Below are 18,904 nucleotides of genomic sequence, written 5' to 3' on the forward strand. Positions count from 1 at the left end.
GCCCGCCACGCAGACCACCGCCGAACCGTGACCAACCACGCTTAAGTTCCTGGCATTGGGAATCAGAGTCCGTGAGGGTTCCCCTCACGTACCGTGGGTCAGTGTCCGACGGCGGCCCGGACGGATTCCTTGAGCGAGCCGAGCGTCGCGATCACCGCGGTGGGTTCGTAGCCGCAGTGCGCCATGCAGTTGGCGCAGCGCGGGTCCTTGCCTCGGCCGAAGTTCTCCCATTCGGTGGTTTCGATGAGTTCCCGGTACGTCTTCGCGTAGCCGTCGTCCAGCAGGTAGCACGGGCGCTGCCAGCCGAGCAGGGAATACGACGGGATGCCCCACGGCGTGCATTCCAGGTCGCGTTTGCCCTCGAGGAAATCGAGGAACACCGGCGAATGGTTGAGCCGCCAGCGTTTCCGGTTGCCGCCGCCGAAGGCCTTGGCGAACAGTTCCCGGGTCTGCTGCACGCCGAGCCAGTGGTCCTGGTCCGGGGCCTTTTCGTACGCGTACCCCGGCGAGATCTGCATGTTGTCGACGCCGAGGTCGTTCAAGTAGTCGAGCACGTCGATGACGTCCTGCGGGGTGTCCCCGGTGAAGAACGTCGTGTTCGTCATCACCCGGAAGCCCTTTTCCTTGGCGAGCTTGATCGCGTCGACCGCCGCCTGGAAACCGCCTTCCTTGCGCACCGACGCGTCGTGCCGTTCTTCGAGGCCGTCGATGTGCACCATCCACGCGAAATTGCGGTGCGGCTTGAAATTGTGGATGTGCTTGGGCAGCAGAAGCGCGTTGGTGCACAGGAAAATGATCTTGCCGCGGTCGAGCAGCTGCCGGGTGATCTCGTCGATCTGCGGGTGCATCAGCGGTTCGCCGCCCGCGATCGACACCATCGGCGCGCCGCTTTCCTCGATCGCCCCGACCGCCTGCTCCACCGGCATCCGCTGTTTCAGCAGGGTGTGCGGCTGCGCGATCTTGCCGCAGCCGCCGCATTTGAGATTGCACGCGAAGAGCGGTTCCAGCTCGACCAGGAGCGGGAATTTCTCCTTGCGCAGCAGCTTCTGCTTCATCAGATAACCGCCCAGCCGAAGAGACTGGCGCAACGGCATGGCCATCGCTCAGAGCACCTCCCGAGGTAGGGTGAACGTCATTTCTTCCTCCGTCAGCGTGTTTTCCGCGACGCTGACCGGTCCCAATCCGCGCAGGGCTTCGACCGCTTCGGTCACGAGATGCGGCGGTGCCGACGCACCCGCGGTGAGCCCGATCCGCCCGGCGCCGGCGAGTTGGCGCAGGTCGATGTCGCCGCATCCGTCCACTAGCACCGCCGGGGTTCCCTCGCGTTCGGAGACTTCCACGAGCCGGCGCGAGTTGGACGAGTTCCCGGAACCGACCACCAGCACCAGGTCTACTTCGTGCGCGATGGCGCGCAGGGCCTGCTGCCGGTTGGTGGTGGCGTAACAGATGTCGTCCTTGCGCGGCGCGGAAAGTCCGGGGAATCGTTCGCGCAGCACGGACGCGATCTCCTCGGCCTCGTCGAGCGCCAGGGTGGTCTGCATGGTGTAGGCGGTCCGAGACGGGTCGCGCGCGGTGGCCGTCCGAGCTGCTGCGACATCGCCGACGACCACGACGTTGTCCGGCGCTTCTCCGACGGTGCCTTCGACTTCCTCGTGCTCGGCGTGTCCAATGAGGAATACCGTATCGCCGCGACCGGTGTAACGACGGACTTCGTTGTGCACCTTGGTGACCAACGGGCATGTCGCGTCCACAACAGACAGTCCACGATCGACTGCGGCACGCCGAACCGCCGGGGAAACTCCGTGCGCGGCGAACACGAGCGTCGAGCCTTCCGGAACTTCCTCCACCTCGTCGACGAACACCGCGCCGCGCCCCTGTAGCCGATGCACCACATGGGTGTTGTGCACGATCTGACGGCGCACGTACACCGGCGCACCGTGCTTCTCCAGCGCCCGCTCGACGATCTCGATCGCCCGCTCCACTCCGGCACAGAACGATCGCGGGCTGGCCAGGACGACCGTTCGCGGACCCACCGCCTCGGTCCACGCGGTGAGCGCGGGAGCGGCTCGACGCAAACTCCGCAACCCGGCGAGTCCATTGGAGACCGTGGAAGGATGAAACAGCGGCGCACCGACAGTGTCCACAATGGCCCGGACCACCGCGAACGGTTCGCCGCTGGCAGCAAGCCACGCGGACTCCATATCGACAGCCAGCGCGCCGCTAGCCGCTAACGAAGCCCGTTCCCGCTCCCGCACCACATGAGAGCTGCCAACGACCGGTCCGAGATGGACAGTGAGCCCAAGCCGCCGCAACGCACCCGCCAGCAACGGTGCGGACGGCACCGGCACCACGCCCGAAGGACCGCGCACTTCGGTGGCGACCACAACGTCTCCCGGCCGTACCTCCGGGGTGAGCCCGCCGCCGACCCCCGCCACGATCCGCGGCCCGGACGGGAGCCGGGCCGCGGCGGCAGCGGCCCGGCGAGGCCCGAGTCCAGTGTGGACCGTCCGCAGGCCGCGCAACGCGGCCTGCTCGATCCGCAGCGGGGTGCAGACGATCGGTGTCATGACCCGCCCCGGACATACCGGCCGAGTGCGGACAGCGGGAACACCACGCGATACAGGTGATACGACAGGTAGAAGTCGCCAGGGAAGCCGGTTCCGGTGTGCTTGTCCTCGTCCCAGCCGCCGTCCGGACGCTGCCGCTCGCACAGCCATTCGACGCCCCGGGTGACCACTTCGGACTCCCGCTCGCCAGCGGCGAGCAGCGCCAGCAAAGCCCACGCGGTCTGCGACGGCGTCGAATCACCGCGTCCGGCCCACGCCCGGTCGTCGTACGACCGCAGATCCTCGCCCCACCCGCCGTCGGCGTTCTGGTGCTCCGCCAGCCACTTCACCGCACGCCGGATCCGCGGTGAAGTCCCGGGAATTCCAGCGGCCACCAACGCGGGCACCACCGCACCCGTGCCGTACACGTAATTCGCGCCCCAGCGGCCGAACCACGAACCGTCGTCCTCCTGGTTGTCCAGCAGCCACCGCACCCCGCGACGGCATTCGCGCGTGTCGGATTTCCCTTCCGCCGCCAGCATTTCCACCACATGCGCGGTCACGTCGGCGGACGGTGGATCGATGACCGCGCCGAAATCGCAGAACGGCAGCCGAGTCGTCAGCACCTGTGTGTTGTCCGCGTCGAACGCGCCCCACCCGCCGTCGCTCGACTGCATTCCCTCCAGCCAAGCCACGCTCCGGTCGACCGCCTCCCGGATCCGCAGATGATCCGGTTTGCCCATCCGCCGCAGCGCGAGCACCACCTCGGCGGTGTCGTCGGTGTCCGGATAGCCGTCGTTGGCGAACTCGAACGCGAACCCGCCCGGCCGCAGCGAAGGCCGCCGCACCGCCCAGTCCCCGGACACCCGGATTTCCTCACCGAGCATCCAATCGGCCGCGCGGACCAGGGATTCGTCGCCGGGGGAGACGCCCGCGTCGAGCAACGCGGTCATCGCCAACGCGGTGTCCCACACCGGCGACTGGCACGCTTCGAGCCGCCGCACCCAGCCCTGGTCGGTCTTCTCGCGGATGGTGAACCCGTCCAGCCCGGCGATCCCGGCCTTGAGCGCGGGATGGTCGAGCGGGTAGCCGAGCAGGTGCAGCGCGAGGATCGAGTACACCCACGGCGGCTGGATCCCGCCCCACGAACCGTCGGCCTCCTGCCTCGCCAGTATCCATTCCGCCGCTTGGTTGAGAGCGAGCTTGCGCACCGGGTTGAGCGGCAGCTTCGCGTACGCGTGCAGCGCGGTGTCGAGGTTCTGGAACACGCCGTCCCACGTCCACGGCGCGCGCGTCTTGGGCGGTCGCTTGCCGGTGCGCAGCTCGGAAACCTCGAAGGGCAGCTTCCGCACCGGGCGCAGCGTGCCGACGATGGTCAGCGGCACGACGGTCTGCCGGGCCCAGCAGGCGAAGTCGTAGACGTTGAGCGGGAACCACGACGGCAGGAAGATCAGCTCCGGCGGCAGGCTCGGCAGCTCGTCCCAGGACCACTGGCCGACCATCGCGAGCCAGATCCGGGTGAACACCCGCGTGGCCTCGAGCCCGCCGTGGTCGCGGATGTACTCCGCGGCCGACGCCAGCCACGGCGCGTCCGCCGGGTCGCCGGCCAGCCGAAGCGCGACCCACGCCTCGACCGTCGTGGACAGGTCGGCCGGGCCGTCCGGGAAGTTCGCCCAAGTGCCGTCAGCGCGCTGCTGCGAGCGGATCCAGCGGGCGGACTCCTCGGCGAGCTGCGGGGTGAGGATGCCGAGGAAATGCCGGAGCAGCAGGTCCTCGGCGTCCATCGTGACGTTGGTGGCGAGTTCGCCCTTCCACCATCCGGCGCGGTCCTGCTCGCGGCGCAGGAACTCGACCGCTGAAGCGACCGTGCCGGCGGCGGTGCGCGCGGCGGGCGCGGAGGTGGAGGTCCGGGGGACGGTCTGGGTCATCACGCTTCCCTTCCGGCGATGAAGCGGGCGATCGAGACGAGGTCGGCGCGCGGGCCGGACGGGATGGCGGCCAGTGCTCGCTCGGCGGTGGCCACGTGCCGTGCCGCCTCGGCGGTGGCCCATTGGCGGCCGCCCGCGTCGTCCACCAGGGCGGCGATCCGCTCGAGGTCGGTGTCGTCCTCCCCGGCCAGCCACTCCGCCAGCCGGCGGCCCGCCGCGCCGCCGTGCGTGGTCGCGTAGGTGATCGGCAGCGACTTCTTGCGCGCCCGCAGGTCGGAGTACACCGATTTCCCGGTGACCGCCGGGTCGCCCCAGATCCCGAGCACGTCGTCGACGAGCTGGAACGCCAGTCCGATCTCCTCGCCGAACACCGACAGCGCGTCGACCACCTCGGCGGGCGCACCGGCCAGGACCGCCCCGATCGCGGCGCTGGCGGACAGCAGCGCGCCGGTTTTCCCGGCGGCCATCGTCACGCACTCGGCGAGCGCTACGTCGTCCCGCTGCTCGAACGCGACGTCCAGGAACTGGCCGTGGATGAGCCGTCGCGTCGTCTCGGTGAGCAACCGGCCGGCGGGCACGGCATGCGGGGAACCGCTGTCCAGCACCACTTCCTGGGCGAGCGCGAGCATCGCGTCCCCGGTCAGGATCGCGCTCGCCGCGCCCCACAGCGCCCACACCGTCGGCCGGTGGCGGCGCTCGGTGTCGCCGTCCATCAGATCGTCGTGGACGAGCGAGAAGTTGTGCACCAGCTCCACCGCGACCGCTCCGGGCACGCCGACCTCCACCGGCGCGCCCGCGGCCCGCGCGGACACCACGGCGAGCGCCGAGCGCACGGCCTTGCCCCCGTTGCCTTGCACCGGCACGCCGTTCGGATCGGTCCAGCCGAGGTGGTAGGCGCTGATCGCGCGGCTGGTGTCGTCCAGCCGGTCGACAGCGGCGCGCAACGCGGGCTGCACGACGTCGCGGGCGCTGCCGAGCACCGGCGGCACCGCTGATGTTGTCCTCTCGGTGGAAAATACCTCGGTCGTCATGCTCCGACTCCCTCCCTCTTGCCGTTGTGCTGAAGAAGGGCGGCGGCCGCGGCCGCACCACTGCGCGCGGCGCCCTCCATCGTCGCGGGCCATCCGGTCGCGGTCCACGCACCCGCCAGATACAGCCCGGGCAAGGCGGTGCGCGCGGGCGGCCGCAACGAGGCGGTGCCGGGACCGGGCCGGAACGTCGCGTGCCGCTCGCGGGTGACGAAAAAGTCGAGTACCCGCGCGCCGCGCGCCTCGGGCAGCAGCGTCAGCAGTTCGGGCAGAAGTTGTTCGCGCAGTTTCGCGGTGGGCAGGTCGATCTGCGCGTCCGCGGCGGACAACGACATCGCGAGGTACTGCCCGGAGTCCAAACCGGACTGTCGCGTTCGGTCGAACACCCACTGCACCGGTGTGCGCACGCCCGCGACGAACGGTTCGTCGAGGACCTTCCGGTCGAGCACCACGTGCACGTTCACGATCGGCGAGCTGCCGAGCCCGCCGGACCAGCCCGGCGGCAGCCCGATCGCCCCGGCAGGCGCGAGCTGTTCGGTCACCGGCGGGGGAGCGGCCAGGACGACCTGGCTGAACGTTTCCTCGCTGCGGTCGGTGCTCACCTGCCAGCCTTCGCTGATCGCGCGCACCTTCGTGCCGACCCGGACGTCCGCCCCGGCCTCGAGCAACCGTTCGCGTGCCGGGTCGCCGTGCAGTTCCCGCAACGGGACCAGCGACCATCCGATGTCGGCGGCGGCCGGATCGGTGAGCAGACCTTCCTGAAACACTGTCGCGGCGAGACTGAGCGACGCGTCGTCGGCGGTCGCGTTCAGCGTTGCCACGCCGACCAAATCCCACAACGCTTCGATCGCCGCCGCGCTTTGACCGTGCCGCCGCAGCCATTCTCCGAAGGACTGGCGATCCGTGCGATCCGCCTTCGGGTCCACCCGCCGCAACGCGAGCGCGGCGAGCGCGAACCGGGCCCGGTCGAGCGGACGGAGCGGGTCGTAGCGCAGCAACGAGGTGGCCAGGTGCAGGGGAGCGGGCAGGTCGTCGCGTCGCAGCCAGGTCGGCTCGGTCGCGCCCGGCAGGCGGATCGGGATCTCCAGCCTCGGCTGCAGCGTCACCCGATCGGCGACGCCGAGCCGGTCGAGCAGCGCGCGATAAGCCGTGCAGCAGCGGAGGAACACGTGCTGTCCATTGTCGACTCGCAGCTCGCCGCGAGCGAACGAATGCGTGAGCCCGCCCAGGTACGGCCGCGCTTCGAACAGCGTCACCGGCCGTCCGGCGTCGGCGCAGGCGAGCGCGGCGGCGATGCCCGCGAGCCCGCCGCCGACCACCGCGACCGGCGCGGTCATCGGCCGATCCCGGTCAGCGCCCGGAACGCCACCACCGCCTTTTCCCGGCCGGACAACGAAAGCCGCCGGTCGAACACGCGCGCGGGCCGCTCGTCGATCCGGTCCAGCAGCGTGCGGTAGATGCCGGACATCGCGGTGCAGCACGCGGCGCTGCGACCGTCCAAAGAGGGCACCAGGCGAAGACCGCGGGAGTACCAGTCGCGGGCCCGCGCGGCGCTGTCGTGGATCAGCGCGGCGAGCCCGCCTTCGGGGTCGGCCAGCTTCCCGTCCGGGCCGACGGACAGCTCGACGCCGAACCGGTCGAGGTCCTCTTTGGGCAGATACACCCGTCCGTTGAGCAGGTCCTCGCGGATGTCGCGCAGGATATTGGTCTGCTGCAAGGCAATCCCCAGCTCGTCGGCGTACACCGGCGCGTTCGGCTCCGGACGGCTGCCGAAGACGCCGAGGCACAGCCGCCCGACCGAACCCGCCACGCACCGGCAGTACTCGACCAGTTCCTCGAACCGCACGTATTCGCGCCCGGTCACGTCCATTTCGACGCCGTCGAGCAATTCCTCGAACGCGCCCAGCGGAATCGGGTACCGGCGGGCCGCGTCGGCGACCGCGACGTACACCGGATCGGTGGTCGCGGACAGGTCGCCGAGCGATTTCCGCACCCCGGCGAGCCCCTGCAGCTTCGCCTCGGCGGACGCCGCGGTGTCGTCGCCGATGTCGTCGATGATCCGGGCGAGCGCGTACACCGCGCACAGCGCCGCGCGTTTGTCCGGCGGCAGCAACCGGATTCCGTAGTAGAAGTTGCGTGCCTGTTCTTTCGTGACCGCCGCGCAGTGCGCGTAGGCCTCGTCCACTGTGCCCATCGCCGTCATCCGGACCGCCTCCTCGTGCCGACTTGCAGCCACCCCAGCCAACTCAGCAGTCCGGTCCGGCTCGGCCGGACCGGTGCGGACAGCACGTCGCCGCCGCTCGCGTGCAGCGCGTCGACCGTCGCGAGCCCGCCGGCGAGGAAGCCGCTCACCGCGAACCGCCCCCAGCCGGACAGGCGCCCCAGCAAATCCGCGCCGCCGCCCAGCAGGGCGGCGGCGCGGCCGGTTTCCCACCGCATCAGCGCTTTCATCTCCGGCGACGCGTGCGCGGCGCCCAATTCCTCCTCGGCAACGCCGAACTCGGCGAGATCCTCCCCCGGCAGGTAGACCCTCCCGTTGCGGTAGTCCTCGCCGACGTCCTGCCAGTGCTCCACCAGTTGCAGCCCGGTGCAGATCCGGTCGGACAGCATCCGCGCGGCCGGATCGTCCACTTCGAGCAGGTCGAGCACGATGCGCCCGACCGGGTCCGCGGAAAGCTGGCAGTACGCCAGCAAGTCCGCGAACACCGGATAACGGTGCACCTCCTGGTCCTGGAGGTTCGCCTGGACCAGCCGCTGGAACGGTTCCTCGGTCAGCCGTCCCGCCCGGATCGCCGGGAGAAGTCCACGGACAGCGGGATCTTCCGGTTCCCCGTCGCCGAACGCCGCGGACAGTTCCGCCGAGAAGACTTTGAGCTGCGCGACCCGGTCGCCCTCGGCCTCGTCGCCCAGATCGTCCACAGTGCGCGCGACGGAATAGACCGCGACGAGGTCGGCGCGCAGCTTTTCCGGCAGCACCCGAAGGGCCACCGGGAAGTTTTCCGCGCGCCGTTTCGCTCGCAGGCCAGACGTATCCGGAGCGTGACGGACTGCCGACGTCGATCTCATCCCCGCCAGTGTCGCGCCCCCGGTCGGGCGGCTTCTGCCGCCGGAAAGCGAATTTCGCTGGCTTCGACTTGGCACGAGAGGCCAAAGTGGGGACAGGATGTCCCGAAGCGACCCGAGGACCGCTGCCTGCGACGGAAGGACTCCCGGACACATGGGACCAGATCAGGTGACCCGGCTTGACGAACTGGAGACGGTGGTGACCCGCCGGCTGCCCGCCATGCTCAACGAGGTCCGCGACCAGCTCGCGGACGAGCACCCCGACTACGCGGAGTTCCTGACCGAAGAACTGGCCGACCTCGTCGCCGCCAGCGCGGGATTCGTCCGGCGGCTGATCGACATGGCGGCCGAGCCCGACGAGCGGCTGCCGGAACTGGGGTCCGGCGTCGAGCAGACGGTGTTCGAGGAAATCGGGCGCGCGCAATACCAGCAGGGCAGGCGCGTCACGAGTCTGCTGTCCGCCTATCGGGTGGGCGCGCGCGTGGCGTGGCGGCACGTTTCGGAAGCCGCGCTCGATCTCGACGTGCCCGCCGAACTGTTCGCCTCGCTCGCCACCACAGTGTTCGCTCTGGTGGACCAGCTTTCGGAATCCTCGCTGCGCGGGTATCTCCAGGAACAATCAGATGCCGTGCGCGCGCGGGAACGGCTGCGCGACGAACTGACCGCGCTGCTGTTGTCGGACCGTGCGGACAAGGCCGCGGTGCGCGCCGCCGCACTGCGCGCGGAGTGGCGGCTGCCGAAGCACGCCGCGGTCGTGCTGGTGGAGGACGACAACGAACTCGGCCGGGAATTGGTGTTCCGCCTGGAAGACAGCTGCCTGCGGCTGCGTCGCCCTGGAGCGGTCGTGGCGATCGTGCCGGACCCCGGCGGTCCTGGCAGGCGTGCGTGGCTGGCTCGCGCGCTGCGCGGCGGCGGCGCGGTGGTCGGCGCGACGGTGCCGCTCGACCGGCTCCCGGCCAGCCTGCGCATCGCCGAGGTGACCGCGCGACTGCGCCGCGACCACCTGCTCAGCGACGATCCGGTGTTCGCCGACGAGCACCTCGACGCGATCATCGTGCACCGCGACGACCGGCTGCTCGACGTGTTGCGAAGACAAGCCCTTGCCCCGCTTGACGAGCTGAACGAATCCGCGCGGGAACGCCTGTCCACCACGCTCACGTCGTGGTTGCTGCATCTGGGCGACCGCAAGGCGGTGGCGGAGGATCTGCACATCCACCCGCAGACGGTGTCCTACCGGCTCGGCCGCCTGCACGACCTGTTCGGGCCGTCGCTGGACGACCCGGCCGTGCGCGCGACGCTGGTGCTGGCGCTGGCCTGGGGGCCGCCTGGGGAGGTGGACGAAACCGGGTGAGTGGGGGAGATTCCCTGATGCGGTCGGGCTGGGGGCGTGCTTGGGTCTCGTGAGTGGCAATCCCGGTGAGAACCGGCTGTTGAGTTTCAGGACATCGCCGCTCACGAGGTACGCGGGGGAGGAGGTCTGCGTGGAACCGTCAGCTTTCGGCGCCGAAGCGTGCCGCGAGCGCGCGGTACAGGCCGGGCGCGGCGCCGCGCAGCGCGACGGGGACGCGCAGCCAGCGCGGCACGTAGTAGTCACCCGGATGCGCGGCGGCGCGCAGCACGGCGGCGGCCACGCGTTCGGCACTCACCGGCCGGGGCGTGCCGCGGGTGTACGGACGGCCGCGGCGTTCGAAGAATTCTGTGCGCACCACACCGGGAACTACGATTCCGACCGTTACTCCGGTGCCGTGCAACTCGAATCGGAGGCTGTCGGCGAAAGCGTCCACACCGGACTTCGCTGCGGCGTACACCGCTTCTCCGGCGACACCGGTGCGCCCGGCGATCGACGAGACGAAAACAATCTGCCCGCGGTCGCGTTCCAGCATCGCGGGCAGCAGCGCGCGGGTCAGGTCGAGCGGCGCGGTCAGGTTCACCGCGACCAGGTGCCGCAGCCGTTCCGCGGACAGCTCCGGCAGGGGACCGGCCCAGCCGAGGCCCGCGTTGTTGACGAGCAGATCCACCGATCCGGTGATCGCCAGCGCGCGTTCGGCGAGTTCCGCCGCGGCGCCGGGGTTCGCGAGGTCGGCGGCGAGCGCGGTGCCGCCGGTTTCCTTGGCGAGCGCGGCCAGCCGGTCCTCGTTCCGGCCGTGCAGCAGCACGTGGACGCCGGAGCGGGCGAGCTGCCGGGCAGTGGCGGCGCCGATGCCGGACGACGCGCCGGTGACGAGTGCGGTGCGGGCCATCAGGCGGCGGGCAGCGCGGCCGGCCGGTGGCCCATGCGCAGCGTGATGCCCGCCGAGCGCAGCGAACGCCGGAACCACCACAGCGAACCGGCGATGGCCAGCCCGATGAGCGAGTACGAGCCCGCGGTGCTCGCCATGAGGAAGCTGCCGACGGTTTCCCGCGCGAGCATCAGCAGCGTCACGCCGCCGTTCACCGCGAACACGAGCCCCCAGAGCACGGACACGCGCTGGAAGAACCTTCGCATTCCGGGATGCCCGGACAGCGTTTCGGGGAATGCGCAGAAATCGCCCGCGAGCCGCGCGAGAATCGGTTTGTTGAACGGCGCGGAGACCAGGAACAGGCCGGCGACGAGGAAATTCTGTAGAGTCGGCTGCAGGAAGTACAGGAAAGCGCTGCCGGTGACCAGGCCCAGCACAGTGCGCGCGACCAGCAGAGCCGTGGTCAGCAGCAGCACGGCGGGGATCTTCTTGCGCAGCGCCAGCCGGGTGCCGATCACGGCGACCGACCAGCAGAGCGCGGCGATGACCCCGCTGTCGAAGCTCACCAGCGTCAGCAGGAGATAGAACAGGCCGGCCGGGACCAGCGTCGACTCGAGCAGGTGCCGGCCCCCGCCCACGACGAGGTTGCGGAACGAGGGGAGGTCGATCGTATGGGGGTGTCGCATGCGGGTTCTGCTGCCTCCGGTGCCAACCGGGCGACTCGGCCTCGGACAAGGCTCGAGCATAAGCACGGCGGATGGGGACGGTGTGAGGTGAAGAGTCCGTGACAGTTACGGGGATGTCGCTGGTCGTGGCTGTCCCCGCCGCCGTCGCCGGCGCGGCGTGCATGGGACTCGCGAGCGCAGCGCAGGCCAGGGCGACCAAAGAAGTGGAAACCGGCAAACCGCTCGACCTGACGCTCTTCAAGCGGCTCGTCGGACGCCCATTGTGGCTCATCGGGATCGCCGCGACCATCCTGGGTCTCGTCCTGCAGCTCGTGGCGCTCGCGTTCGGGCCGTTGCTGCTGGTCCAGCCGCTGCTCGTGACGTCGCTCATGTTCGCCGGGCTCGCGTCCGCGCGGCTGGAACGCCGCCGTCCGGACCGCACGATGAGTGTCGGCGGCTTGCTGTGCGTGGCCGGGCTGGCCGCGTTCCTCGTCGTCGCCCGGCCGAGCGGCAACAGCGAGACGCTCGTCAGCGGAGGCGACCTGCTGCCGCTCGGCATCGCGCTCGCCGTGCTGACGCTGGCCTCGCTTGTTGTTGCCGCGTCAGCGAATTCCGGATCTTGGCGGGTGCTCGGGCTCGCGGTCGCCACCGGCGTGCTGTACGGCCTCACCGCCGGATTGATGAAGGTGGTCGCGGGCCAGTTCCGCGTCGGGATCGACGAGCCGTTCCGGCACTGGACGCTGTATCTGGTGTGCGTCGTGGGGCCGCTGGGATTCCTGTTGAGCCAGAACACGTTCCAGCAGGGCCGGTTCCTGACGCCGGCGCTCGCCGTCATCACCGCGCTGGATCCGCTGGTCGGCGTCGCGATCGGGCTGTCGTGGATGGGCGAATCGGCCGACGGGAGGCCGCTCGCGCTGTTCGGCGAGGCGCTCGCCGGGCTGGTGATCGTGGTCGGGATCGCGCTGCTGTCCACGCGCGCGTCGCATTTGTCGGCGGAATCGGAAATGCCGCCCGCCGAAGAGGAAACCGCGCCGGACGAGCCCGGCGAACAACCTGATTCGGATCCGGACGACGGGTACGGCCTCGCCGGGACCGCTTGCTAGCGAAGGGGGAAGCGCCGGTGCGCGTGCTGATCGTGTCCGCGAACATGGGGCAGGGGCACAACGCCACGGGACGCGCGCTCGAGGACGCGGTGCGCGAGCGCTGGCCGGACGCGACCGTTTCGTGGCTCAACGCCCTCGAACGGCTCGGCCCTGGTTTCGAAAGCCTTTTCCAGCGGATTTACGTCGCCAATGTGGAAAGCGTCCCGTGGCTTTACGAATTCTTTTACGGCGCGATCTGGCGCATTCCGTGGTTCGCCGCCGCGTCCCGCTGGTTCACCGCTTCGTGGTGCGGGGCGCGGCTCGCGAAACCGGTCGCCGAATTCGCGCCGGACCTCGTGCTTTCGACGTATCCGATGGGCACCGCGGGCCTGGCCTGGCTGCGCCGCAAGGGAAAACTCCCGGTGCCGCTCGGTGCGTGGGTTTCGGACTTCGCACCGCATCCGTTCTGGGTTTACGGCGCGGCCGATCTCACCATGGTGATGCACGACGTCGCGGTCGCCCCCGCGCTGCGCTCGTCGCCGTCGGCGCACGTCGGGGTGTCCGCGCCGCCGGTGCGCGCGGTGTTCCGCCCCGGCGACCAGCCGGCGGCGCGCCAGGAGCTGGAGCTGCCGCCGGACGCGTTCGTCCCGCTGGTTTCGTGCGGGTCGCTGGGTTTCGGCGAAATCGAGACGACGGTGCGGGAATTGCTGGCAGCGGACCCGTCCGTCGTGCCGATCGCGATCTGCGGGCGCAATGACGCGGTGGCTGCCCGATTGCGGGCACTGGACGAACCGCGGCTGCGCGTCGTCGGCTGGACGGACCGGCCAGAGGTCTACACGCTGGCTTCGGACGTCGTGGTGACCAATGCGGGCGGCGCGACTTCGTTGGAGGCGCTGGCCTGCGGGCGGCCGGTGCTGATGCATCACCCAATCGCTGCGCACGGCAAGGCCAACGCCCGGTTGATGGCCGCGGCCGGGCTCGCTCTAGTGTCCACAAAGGACGGTGAGCTGGCGGAGACAGTACGGGGCCTCTTGGCTGAACCGGAACGCCTCAAGGAGATGGCGGAAGCTGTCGCCCGGCATTGCGAGACAGCCACCCCGTTGCGGGCGGCGCTGGAATCGCTGGCTTCCGCGCCGCTGAACCCGCCGACGCAACGGCTCCGGCCGGAGGACGCGCTGTTCGTGCACGTGGCCACCCCGGAGGTGCCGCAACAGGTCGGTGCGGTGCTGCTGTTCGACCCGAAGCCGGACGGCACGCCGGTTACGCACGCGGACGCGGAGCATTTGCTGGCGGCGACTCCCGGCTTGCGGACGCGATTGCTGCCCGGCAGCGGGTTGTGGCGGGCGCGCTGGCAGGAGGACCCGGGCCGGACGTCCTCGGATGTGCTGACGTCGGTGCGGGTCGGCCCGGACGCGCCGTTGGACGCGGCTTTGACGCGGGAGATGGACGCGTTCTTCTCGGAACCGGTGTCCCCGGAACGCCCGGTGCGAGCGCGGCTGGTGACGGGGATCGAGGGGGAGCAGGGGGCGTTGCTGATCGCGTTGCACCACGCGGCGAGTGACGGGATCGCGGTGATCAGTGCGCTGGTGGGGCAGGCTCGGGGGAAGGATCCGCTGGTTCCGGTGGCGGCGCCTCGGCCTCGGTCTCGGTCTCGGCGGAGGGGGTGGTGGAGCCGCCCCAATGTGGCATTGGGTGCATCTCACGCACCGAACGCCGCATTGGGTGCGTCTGGCGCACCGAATGCCACATTGGGTGCGTCTCACGCACCGAACGCCGCATTGGGTGCGTCTGGCGCACCGAACGCCGCATTGGGTGCGTCTGGCGCACCGAACGCCGCATTGGGTGCGTCTCACGCACCGAATGCCACATTGGGACGCAACAGGTCTCAACCCGGGCGGAGTGCGGTGCGGGCGCGGCTTGCCGGGCTGGCGGCACCGGTGCGCGAGGTGCTCGCTCGGATCACAGGCCCGGCGTGGCACGGACTTGATCGGTCAGCAGGAACGGCCCGGGGTTCCGGTGCCGCCAAGCCCGCGCACCCGAAATCCGGATCAAGCGGCAAAGCCCGCAACCAAGCCGCCGATCTTGCCCGCGGCATCTGGGCCCTCGCCCGAGCCGGTGCCGCGCCCCGGGTCCGGTGGGACAAGCGGATCGACAGCCCCCAACGGCATTTCGCGCGCGCCCACCTCTCGGCTCCCGAGGTGCGGAAAGCCGCGCGGCGGGCAGCGGTCCCGACGACCAACCTCGTCCTCGCACTAGTAGCCGAGGCCTTGCACCGCGAGCTGGGCGGAACCGCGCCGGAGCAGCTTCGGGTGTTGATCCCGATGTCGGTCCGCGACACCGGGACCTTCCGTCAGCTCGGCAATCACACCGGCGCGGCGTCGATCGACTTGCCGACCGGGCCGATGTCCCTCTCCGAGCGGGTGCGGGCGACGGACCGGATGCTGTCCGACCAGGTCGGGCACGGCGCGCCCCGTGCGGGCAACGCGGTCGTGCGCGTCCTCGGGATTCTGCCGCCGGCGCTGCACCGCCGGGCGGCCAAGCTCGTCTATCGCGGCACGTGGTTCAGCGCCATCGCCTCGGTGCTTCCCGGCGCGCGGTCGCCGGTGGTGCTCAACGGTGCGCTTGTCCGCACGGTGTACCCGGTCTTGTCGCTCGCCCCGGGCGTTCCGGTCGCGGTCGGCATCATGACGTGGGCGGAACGGTTCACTGTCTGCATCACGGTGCCCGCCGGACAGGAGGAGCGCGGCGATCGGCTGGCGGCCGCGGTCGTCGAGGCGTTCGGCCGGTTGTAGTCACTGCGAGAAGTGCGTGCGCGGACGGGGGAGAAGTTCGCCGTCCACCTCGATGTCCACCATCTCGTTGTAGAACGCCACGAGTCCGGCGATCGGCAGCACCGCGGCGGTCGGGTAGGCGTAGGTCCAGGCGAGGTGCTCGTGCAGGACGTCGCCGACGCGGACGGACCAGTAGCCGGACGTCTCGCCCTTGTACGGGCAGGCGGTGACCATGTCCGGCTCGGCGACGAGGTGCGTGAAATCGACTTCGGTGCGGTTGAAGTAATACCGCGTCGGGAGGCCGGTTTCGAACAGCAGCACCGGCGACGACGATTCCGCCAAAGTCACGCCGTCGAGCGCTGCTCGGACATGGCGGGTCGAGCGCAAAGCGTCCACTCGCGTATACGGGTTGCGCGGGTGGACGAAAACCTGTTCGTCTTCTTCGAACCAGGCGTCCAAAGCGTCCCAGGAGAACCGGACGTGTCCAGGCAGGACAGAGTCGTTTACCCAAGCGGCGGCAGGCTTTTCGACCTCGCCGACGCGGAGCGCGTGCCTTCGGGCCGGGCCGTCGGTCTCGCCTTCGGGGACGAGTGCGCCGGAGAGAACGTCGTCGAGAGGGAAGTAGAACTGCGGATAGTACGGCCATTCCCAGACGTATTTCGCCCGCGTGCTGTCCACAATGGTCTTCCCGGCGAGCACTCCGCGCACTCGCCGGGGGACCGGTTCCACCTGCCCGGTTTCGACTGCCGCCGCTGGATAGTCGGTCATGGTCAGCGGCGCTTCGGGAGTTTCCAGCCGGGGCGCGGGAAGTGGCAGTTGTAACCGTGCGGGTAGCGCTGGAGATAGTCCTGGTGCTCCGGCTCCGCTTCCCAGAAGTCGCCCGCCGCGGTCACCTCGGTGACGACTTTGCCGGGCCAGAGGCCGGAGGCGTCGACGTCGGCGATGGTGTCTTCGGCGATCTGTTTTTGCTCGTCGGTGGTGTAGTAGATGGCGGAGCGGTAGCTGGCGCCGATGTCGTTGCCTTGGCGGTTCTTTGTGCTGGGGTCGTGGACCTGGAAGAAGAATTCGAGCAGGGCGCGGAAGTCGGTGCGGGCGGGGTCGTAGGTGACTTCGATGGTTTCGGCGTGGGTGCCGTGGTTGCGGTAGGTGGCGTGGGGGACGTCGCCGCCGCTGTAGCCGACGCGGGTGGCGGTCACGCCGGGCTGGTGGCGGAACAGCTCCTCCATGCCCCAGAAACACCCGCCGGCCAGGATCGCTTTTTCCGTCATTTCCTTCTCTCCCATCGCGGATTCCGTGTACAGGATGACGCTGCGGCGACGGTCGCTATTCCGGCCGCCCGGGGCCCGGTCAGAACTCCGTAATATCTCCCTCCGCCGCGGCCGCGACGAACAGCTCCAGCAGCGTCCGCAAGGCCTGTGACGGCGGCCGCTTCGCGGAGACGACGACGGTGAGCGGCCAGGTCAGCGACGTGTCGGCGAGCGGGATCGACACGACGCCCGGCATGGTCAGCCGGGCGGTGCCGGGCAGGACCGCGATGCCGAGTCCGGCGGCGACGTAGCGGGGGACCGTCCGCAGGTCGGCGACCTCGGCGGCCACCCGGCGCGAAAGCCCGAGCGTGGCGAATTCCCGGTCGACGGCCAGCCGGTTCCCGAAGCCGCGCGGGCAATCGACGAACAGCTCTCCGTCCAGTTCCGGCAGTTTGACCGACTCGCGCTCGGCGAGCGGATGGCTGTCCGGCAGCACTGCGTAGTACGGCACGCTGGCCAGTTGCGTCGCGTCCAGGCCGCCCAGCTCCGCCCGGGAGAGGCCGAGCAGCGCGACGTCGAGGCGGCCGTGGCGGACGTCGTCGGCGAGCCCGGACGACCCGGTGAGGGACACCGTCAGATGCAGGTCGACCAGCGGGTGCCTGCGGTGGAACGCGCCGAGCAGCACTGGCAGATCGAACGCGTTCATGCTGGTCAGCGTGCCGATCCGGAGGCTCCCGCGCAGGCCGGCGGACGCCTGCTGCACCACCTCGCGGGCCCGCTCCACCGATTCCAGCGCGGCTTTCGCCTCGGGCAGGAAGAGCTCGCCCGCGGTGGACAGCGCGACCCGGCGGGTAGACCGGTCGAACAGCGTCGCGCCGAGATCGGCCTCCAGCGCGCGGATCGTCGCCGAAACCGTGGACTGGGTGGCGAACAGCCGCTGCGCCGCCCGCGTGAAGCTCAGCTCCTCGGCGACCGCGACGAAGAACTCCAGCTGACGCGTCTCCATCGCCTAATTATCGCCGATCCAGATAACTATGACCAACACTTTTCGTTGGACTTGATGAGTGGAGCGGCGGATCGTGGCAGACGTAGGTTCCCGCTTGGAAGGTCGACATGGTCACCACAGTTCCGCCCGCTCTCACCGCCCCGGCCGGATGGCGCGTCAGCCACGGCTGGGGGTTCCGGGTGATCGCGTTCGCGTTCGCCGCGTGCCTCGCGTTCTCCACCGTGCCCACTCCGCTGTACGCGCTTTACCAGCAGCGGGACGGGTTTCCGACGTTCTTGGTCACCGTTGTCTTCGCGGCCTACGCCGTCGGCGTGATGGCCAGCCTCTACCTCGCTGGCCACGTCAGCGACTGGCTCGGCCGCCGTCGCGTGATCCTCGCTTCGGTGCTCGCCGAGGCGCTGTCCGCGGTCTTGTTCCTGCTCTGGCCGGAGGTACCGGGCCTGCTGATCGCGCGGTTCGTGTGCGGCGTGGGCATCGGCGCGCTGACGGCCACCGCCACCGCGCACCTTTCGGAGCTGCGCGCGGTGACCCGTCCGGACCAGGATCTCGGCCGCTCCGGCCTGATCGCCACCGTCGTGAACATGGGCGGCCTCGGGCTCGGTCCGGTGGTCGGCGGCGTCTTCGCGCAATACATCGACGCCCCGCTGACCAGTACGTTCGTCGTGTTTCTGATCGTGCTGCTGGTCGCCGCGTTCGCGGTGTGCCTGGTGCCGGAGACCGTCGAACGGCGCGAGGAGCGTCCGGCGTACCGGCCGCAGCGGGTGTCGCTGCCCGCCGGGGCGCGGCCGGCGTTCGTCGGCGCGGCGATCGGGGTGTTCGCCGCGTTCGCGATCACTGGGCTGTTCATGTCCCTCGCGCCGACGCTGCTCGCCGAGGGGCTGCACCAGCACAGCCGGATGCTCGCCGGGGTCGCCGCGAGCTCGATGCTGGCCGCCGCGGCGGTGTCGCAGGTGGTCTTCGCGTCGATGGCGTCGCGGGCACAGCTGCGGCTGGGGTTCGTGCTGATGCCGGTCGGGTTGGCGGTGCTGTCGGCGGCCGCGTTGCTGCCTTCGCTGGCTCTGTTCTTCGTCGGTTCGGTGATCGCCGGCAGCGGGATGGGGCTCGGGTTCCGCGCCTCGGTCGGGACGGTGGCCGCGCTGGCCGATCCGATGTCCCGGGGCGAGGTGCTGGCGGGGATCTTCCTGGCGGCTTACGCCGGGCTGGTGGTGCCGGTGCTGTTGGTCGGCATGGCGCTGTTGTGGATGCCGAGCCCGCTCGCGCTGGTCGGGTTTTCGGCCGCGGAGCTGGTGCTGCTGGGGTTCTCCGCGTGGCGGGTGCTGCGGACGGCCTGAGCCGGACAGTAGGCGGCA

Annotated in this window: 16 protein-coding genes; 4 read left to right on the plus strand and 12 right to left on the minus strand. The window is 70.2% G+C overall.

Annotation, left to right across the window (positions count from 1 at the left end; translation table 11 throughout):
• Positions 1-98: 98 nt before the first annotated feature.
• Genes hpnH through hpnC form a run of 7 tightly spaced genes read right to left on the minus strand, consistent with a single transcriptional unit; the run spans position 99 to position 8,568 of the window.
• On the minus strand, positions 99-1,100 hold the full coding sequence (gene hpnH, locus ACFORO_RS06375; protein WP_377870422.1) for an adenosyl-hopene transferase HpnH: 1,002 nt from the start codon (positions 1,098-1,100) through the stop codon (positions 99-101).
• A gap of 3 nt (positions 1,101-1,103) precedes the next feature.
• On the minus strand, positions 1,104-2,567 hold the full coding sequence (ispH, locus tag ACFORO_RS06380; protein WP_377870423.1) for a 4-hydroxy-3-methylbut-2-enyl diphosphate reductase: 1,464 nt from the start codon (positions 2,565-2,567) through the stop codon (positions 1,104-1,106).
• Entirely contained in the window at positions 2,564-4,474 is a 1,911-nt protein-coding gene (gene shc, locus ACFORO_RS06385) for a squalene--hopene cyclase (RefSeq protein ID WP_377870424.1), read from the minus strand. Before shc ends, ispH begins: the two co-directional genes overlap by 4 nt.
• Positions 4,474-5,505: a polyprenyl synthetase family protein gene (locus ACFORO_RS06390; RefSeq protein ID WP_377870425.1), complete on the minus strand. Its 1,032-nt coding sequence runs from the start codon at positions 5,503-5,505 to the stop codon at positions 4,474-4,476. Before ACFORO_RS06390 ends, shc begins: the two co-directional genes overlap by 1 nt.
• Positions 5,502-6,839, minus strand: a complete 1,338-nt coding sequence (hpnE, locus tag ACFORO_RS06395) for a hydroxysqualene dehydroxylase HpnE (protein ID WP_377870426.1) — start codon at positions 6,837-6,839, stop codon at positions 5,502-5,504. Before hpnE ends, ACFORO_RS06390 begins: the two co-directional genes overlap by 4 nt.
• Positions 6,836-7,696: a presqualene diphosphate synthase HpnD gene (gene hpnD / locus ACFORO_RS06400; RefSeq protein ID WP_377870609.1), complete on the minus strand. Its 861-nt coding sequence runs from the start codon at positions 7,694-7,696 to the stop codon at positions 6,836-6,838. Before hpnD ends, hpnE begins: the two co-directional genes overlap by 4 nt.
• 5 nt (positions 7,697-7,701) lie before the next feature.
• Entirely contained in the window at positions 7,702-8,568 is an 867-nt protein-coding gene (gene hpnC / locus ACFORO_RS06405) for a squalene synthase HpnC (RefSeq protein ID WP_377896497.1), read from the minus strand.
• A 151-nt stretch (positions 8,569-8,719) separates the two neighbouring features.
• Here hpnC and ACFORO_RS06410 point away from each other — a divergent pair, with 151 nt between their 5' ends.
• Complete coding sequence (locus tag ACFORO_RS06410) at positions 8,720-9,916, plus strand: PucR family transcriptional regulator (RefSeq protein ID WP_354749904.1); 1,197 nt, start codon at positions 8,720-8,722, stop codon at positions 9,914-9,916.
• Positions 9,917-10,055: 139 nt separating this feature from the next.
• Here ACFORO_RS06410 and ACFORO_RS06415 read toward each other — a convergent pair whose 3' ends face one another.
• Positions 10,056-10,805 carry an SDR family NAD(P)-dependent oxidoreductase gene (locus ACFORO_RS06415; RefSeq protein ID WP_377870428.1) on the minus strand — a complete coding sequence of 250 codons (750 nt, stop codon included), beginning with the start codon at positions 10,803-10,805 and terminating at the stop codon, positions 10,056-10,058.
• Positions 10,805-11,470, minus strand: coding sequence for a VC0807 family protein (locus ACFORO_RS06420; RefSeq protein ID WP_354749900.1), 666 nt, complete (start codon positions 11,468-11,470; stop codon positions 10,805-10,807). Before ACFORO_RS06420 ends, ACFORO_RS06415 begins: the two co-directional genes overlap by 1 nt.
• 98 nt (positions 11,471-11,568) lie before the next feature.
• On the opposite strand from ACFORO_RS06420, the gene ACFORO_RS06425 reads away from it, so the two are divergent.
• Complete coding sequence (locus ACFORO_RS06425) at positions 11,569-12,552, plus strand: DMT family transporter (RefSeq protein ID WP_377870429.1); 984 nt, start codon at positions 11,569-11,571, stop codon at positions 12,550-12,552.
• A gap of 17 nt (positions 12,553-12,569) precedes the next feature.
• On the plus strand, positions 12,570-15,323 hold the full coding sequence (locus ACFORO_RS06430) for an MGDG synthase family glycosyltransferase (protein WP_446681598.1): 2,754 nt from the start codon (positions 12,570-12,572) through the stop codon (positions 15,321-15,323).
• Here ACFORO_RS06430 and ACFORO_RS06435 read toward each other — a convergent pair whose 3' ends face one another.
• The 3 genes from ACFORO_RS06435 to ACFORO_RS06445 all read right to left on the minus strand — a co-directional run bounded on the left by ACFORO_RS06435 (position 15,324) and on the right by ACFORO_RS06445 (position 17,555).
• Positions 15,324-16,070: a DUF427 domain-containing protein gene (locus tag ACFORO_RS06435; protein ID WP_377870430.1), complete on the minus strand. Its 747-nt coding sequence runs from the start codon at positions 16,068-16,070 to the stop codon at positions 15,324-15,326. It lies immediately after the preceding gene.
• Positions 16,071-16,072: 2 nt separating this feature from the next.
• On the minus strand, positions 16,073-16,570 hold the full coding sequence (gene msrA / locus ACFORO_RS06440; protein ID WP_377870611.1) for a peptide-methionine (S)-S-oxide reductase MsrA: 498 nt from the start codon (positions 16,568-16,570) through the stop codon (positions 16,073-16,075).
• A 79-nt stretch (positions 16,571-16,649) separates the two neighbouring features.
• Entirely contained in the window at positions 16,650-17,555 is a 906-nt protein-coding gene (locus ACFORO_RS06445; protein WP_377870431.1) for a LysR family transcriptional regulator, read from the minus strand.
• 107 nt (positions 17,556-17,662) lie between these two features.
• Here ACFORO_RS06445 and ACFORO_RS06450 point away from each other — a divergent pair, with 107 nt between their 5' ends.
• Positions 17,663-18,886, plus strand: coding sequence for an MFS transporter (locus ACFORO_RS06450; RefSeq protein WP_377870432.1), 1,224 nt, complete (start codon positions 17,663-17,665; stop codon positions 18,884-18,886).
• Positions 18,887-18,904: the final 18 nt, after the last annotated feature.

Origin of the sequence: Amycolatopsis halotolerans (genome assembly GCF_042647905.1) — a bacterium.
GTDB classification, from domain to species: domain Bacteria; phylum Actinomycetota; class Actinomycetes; order Mycobacteriales; family Pseudonocardiaceae; genus Amycolatopsis; species Amycolatopsis halotolerans.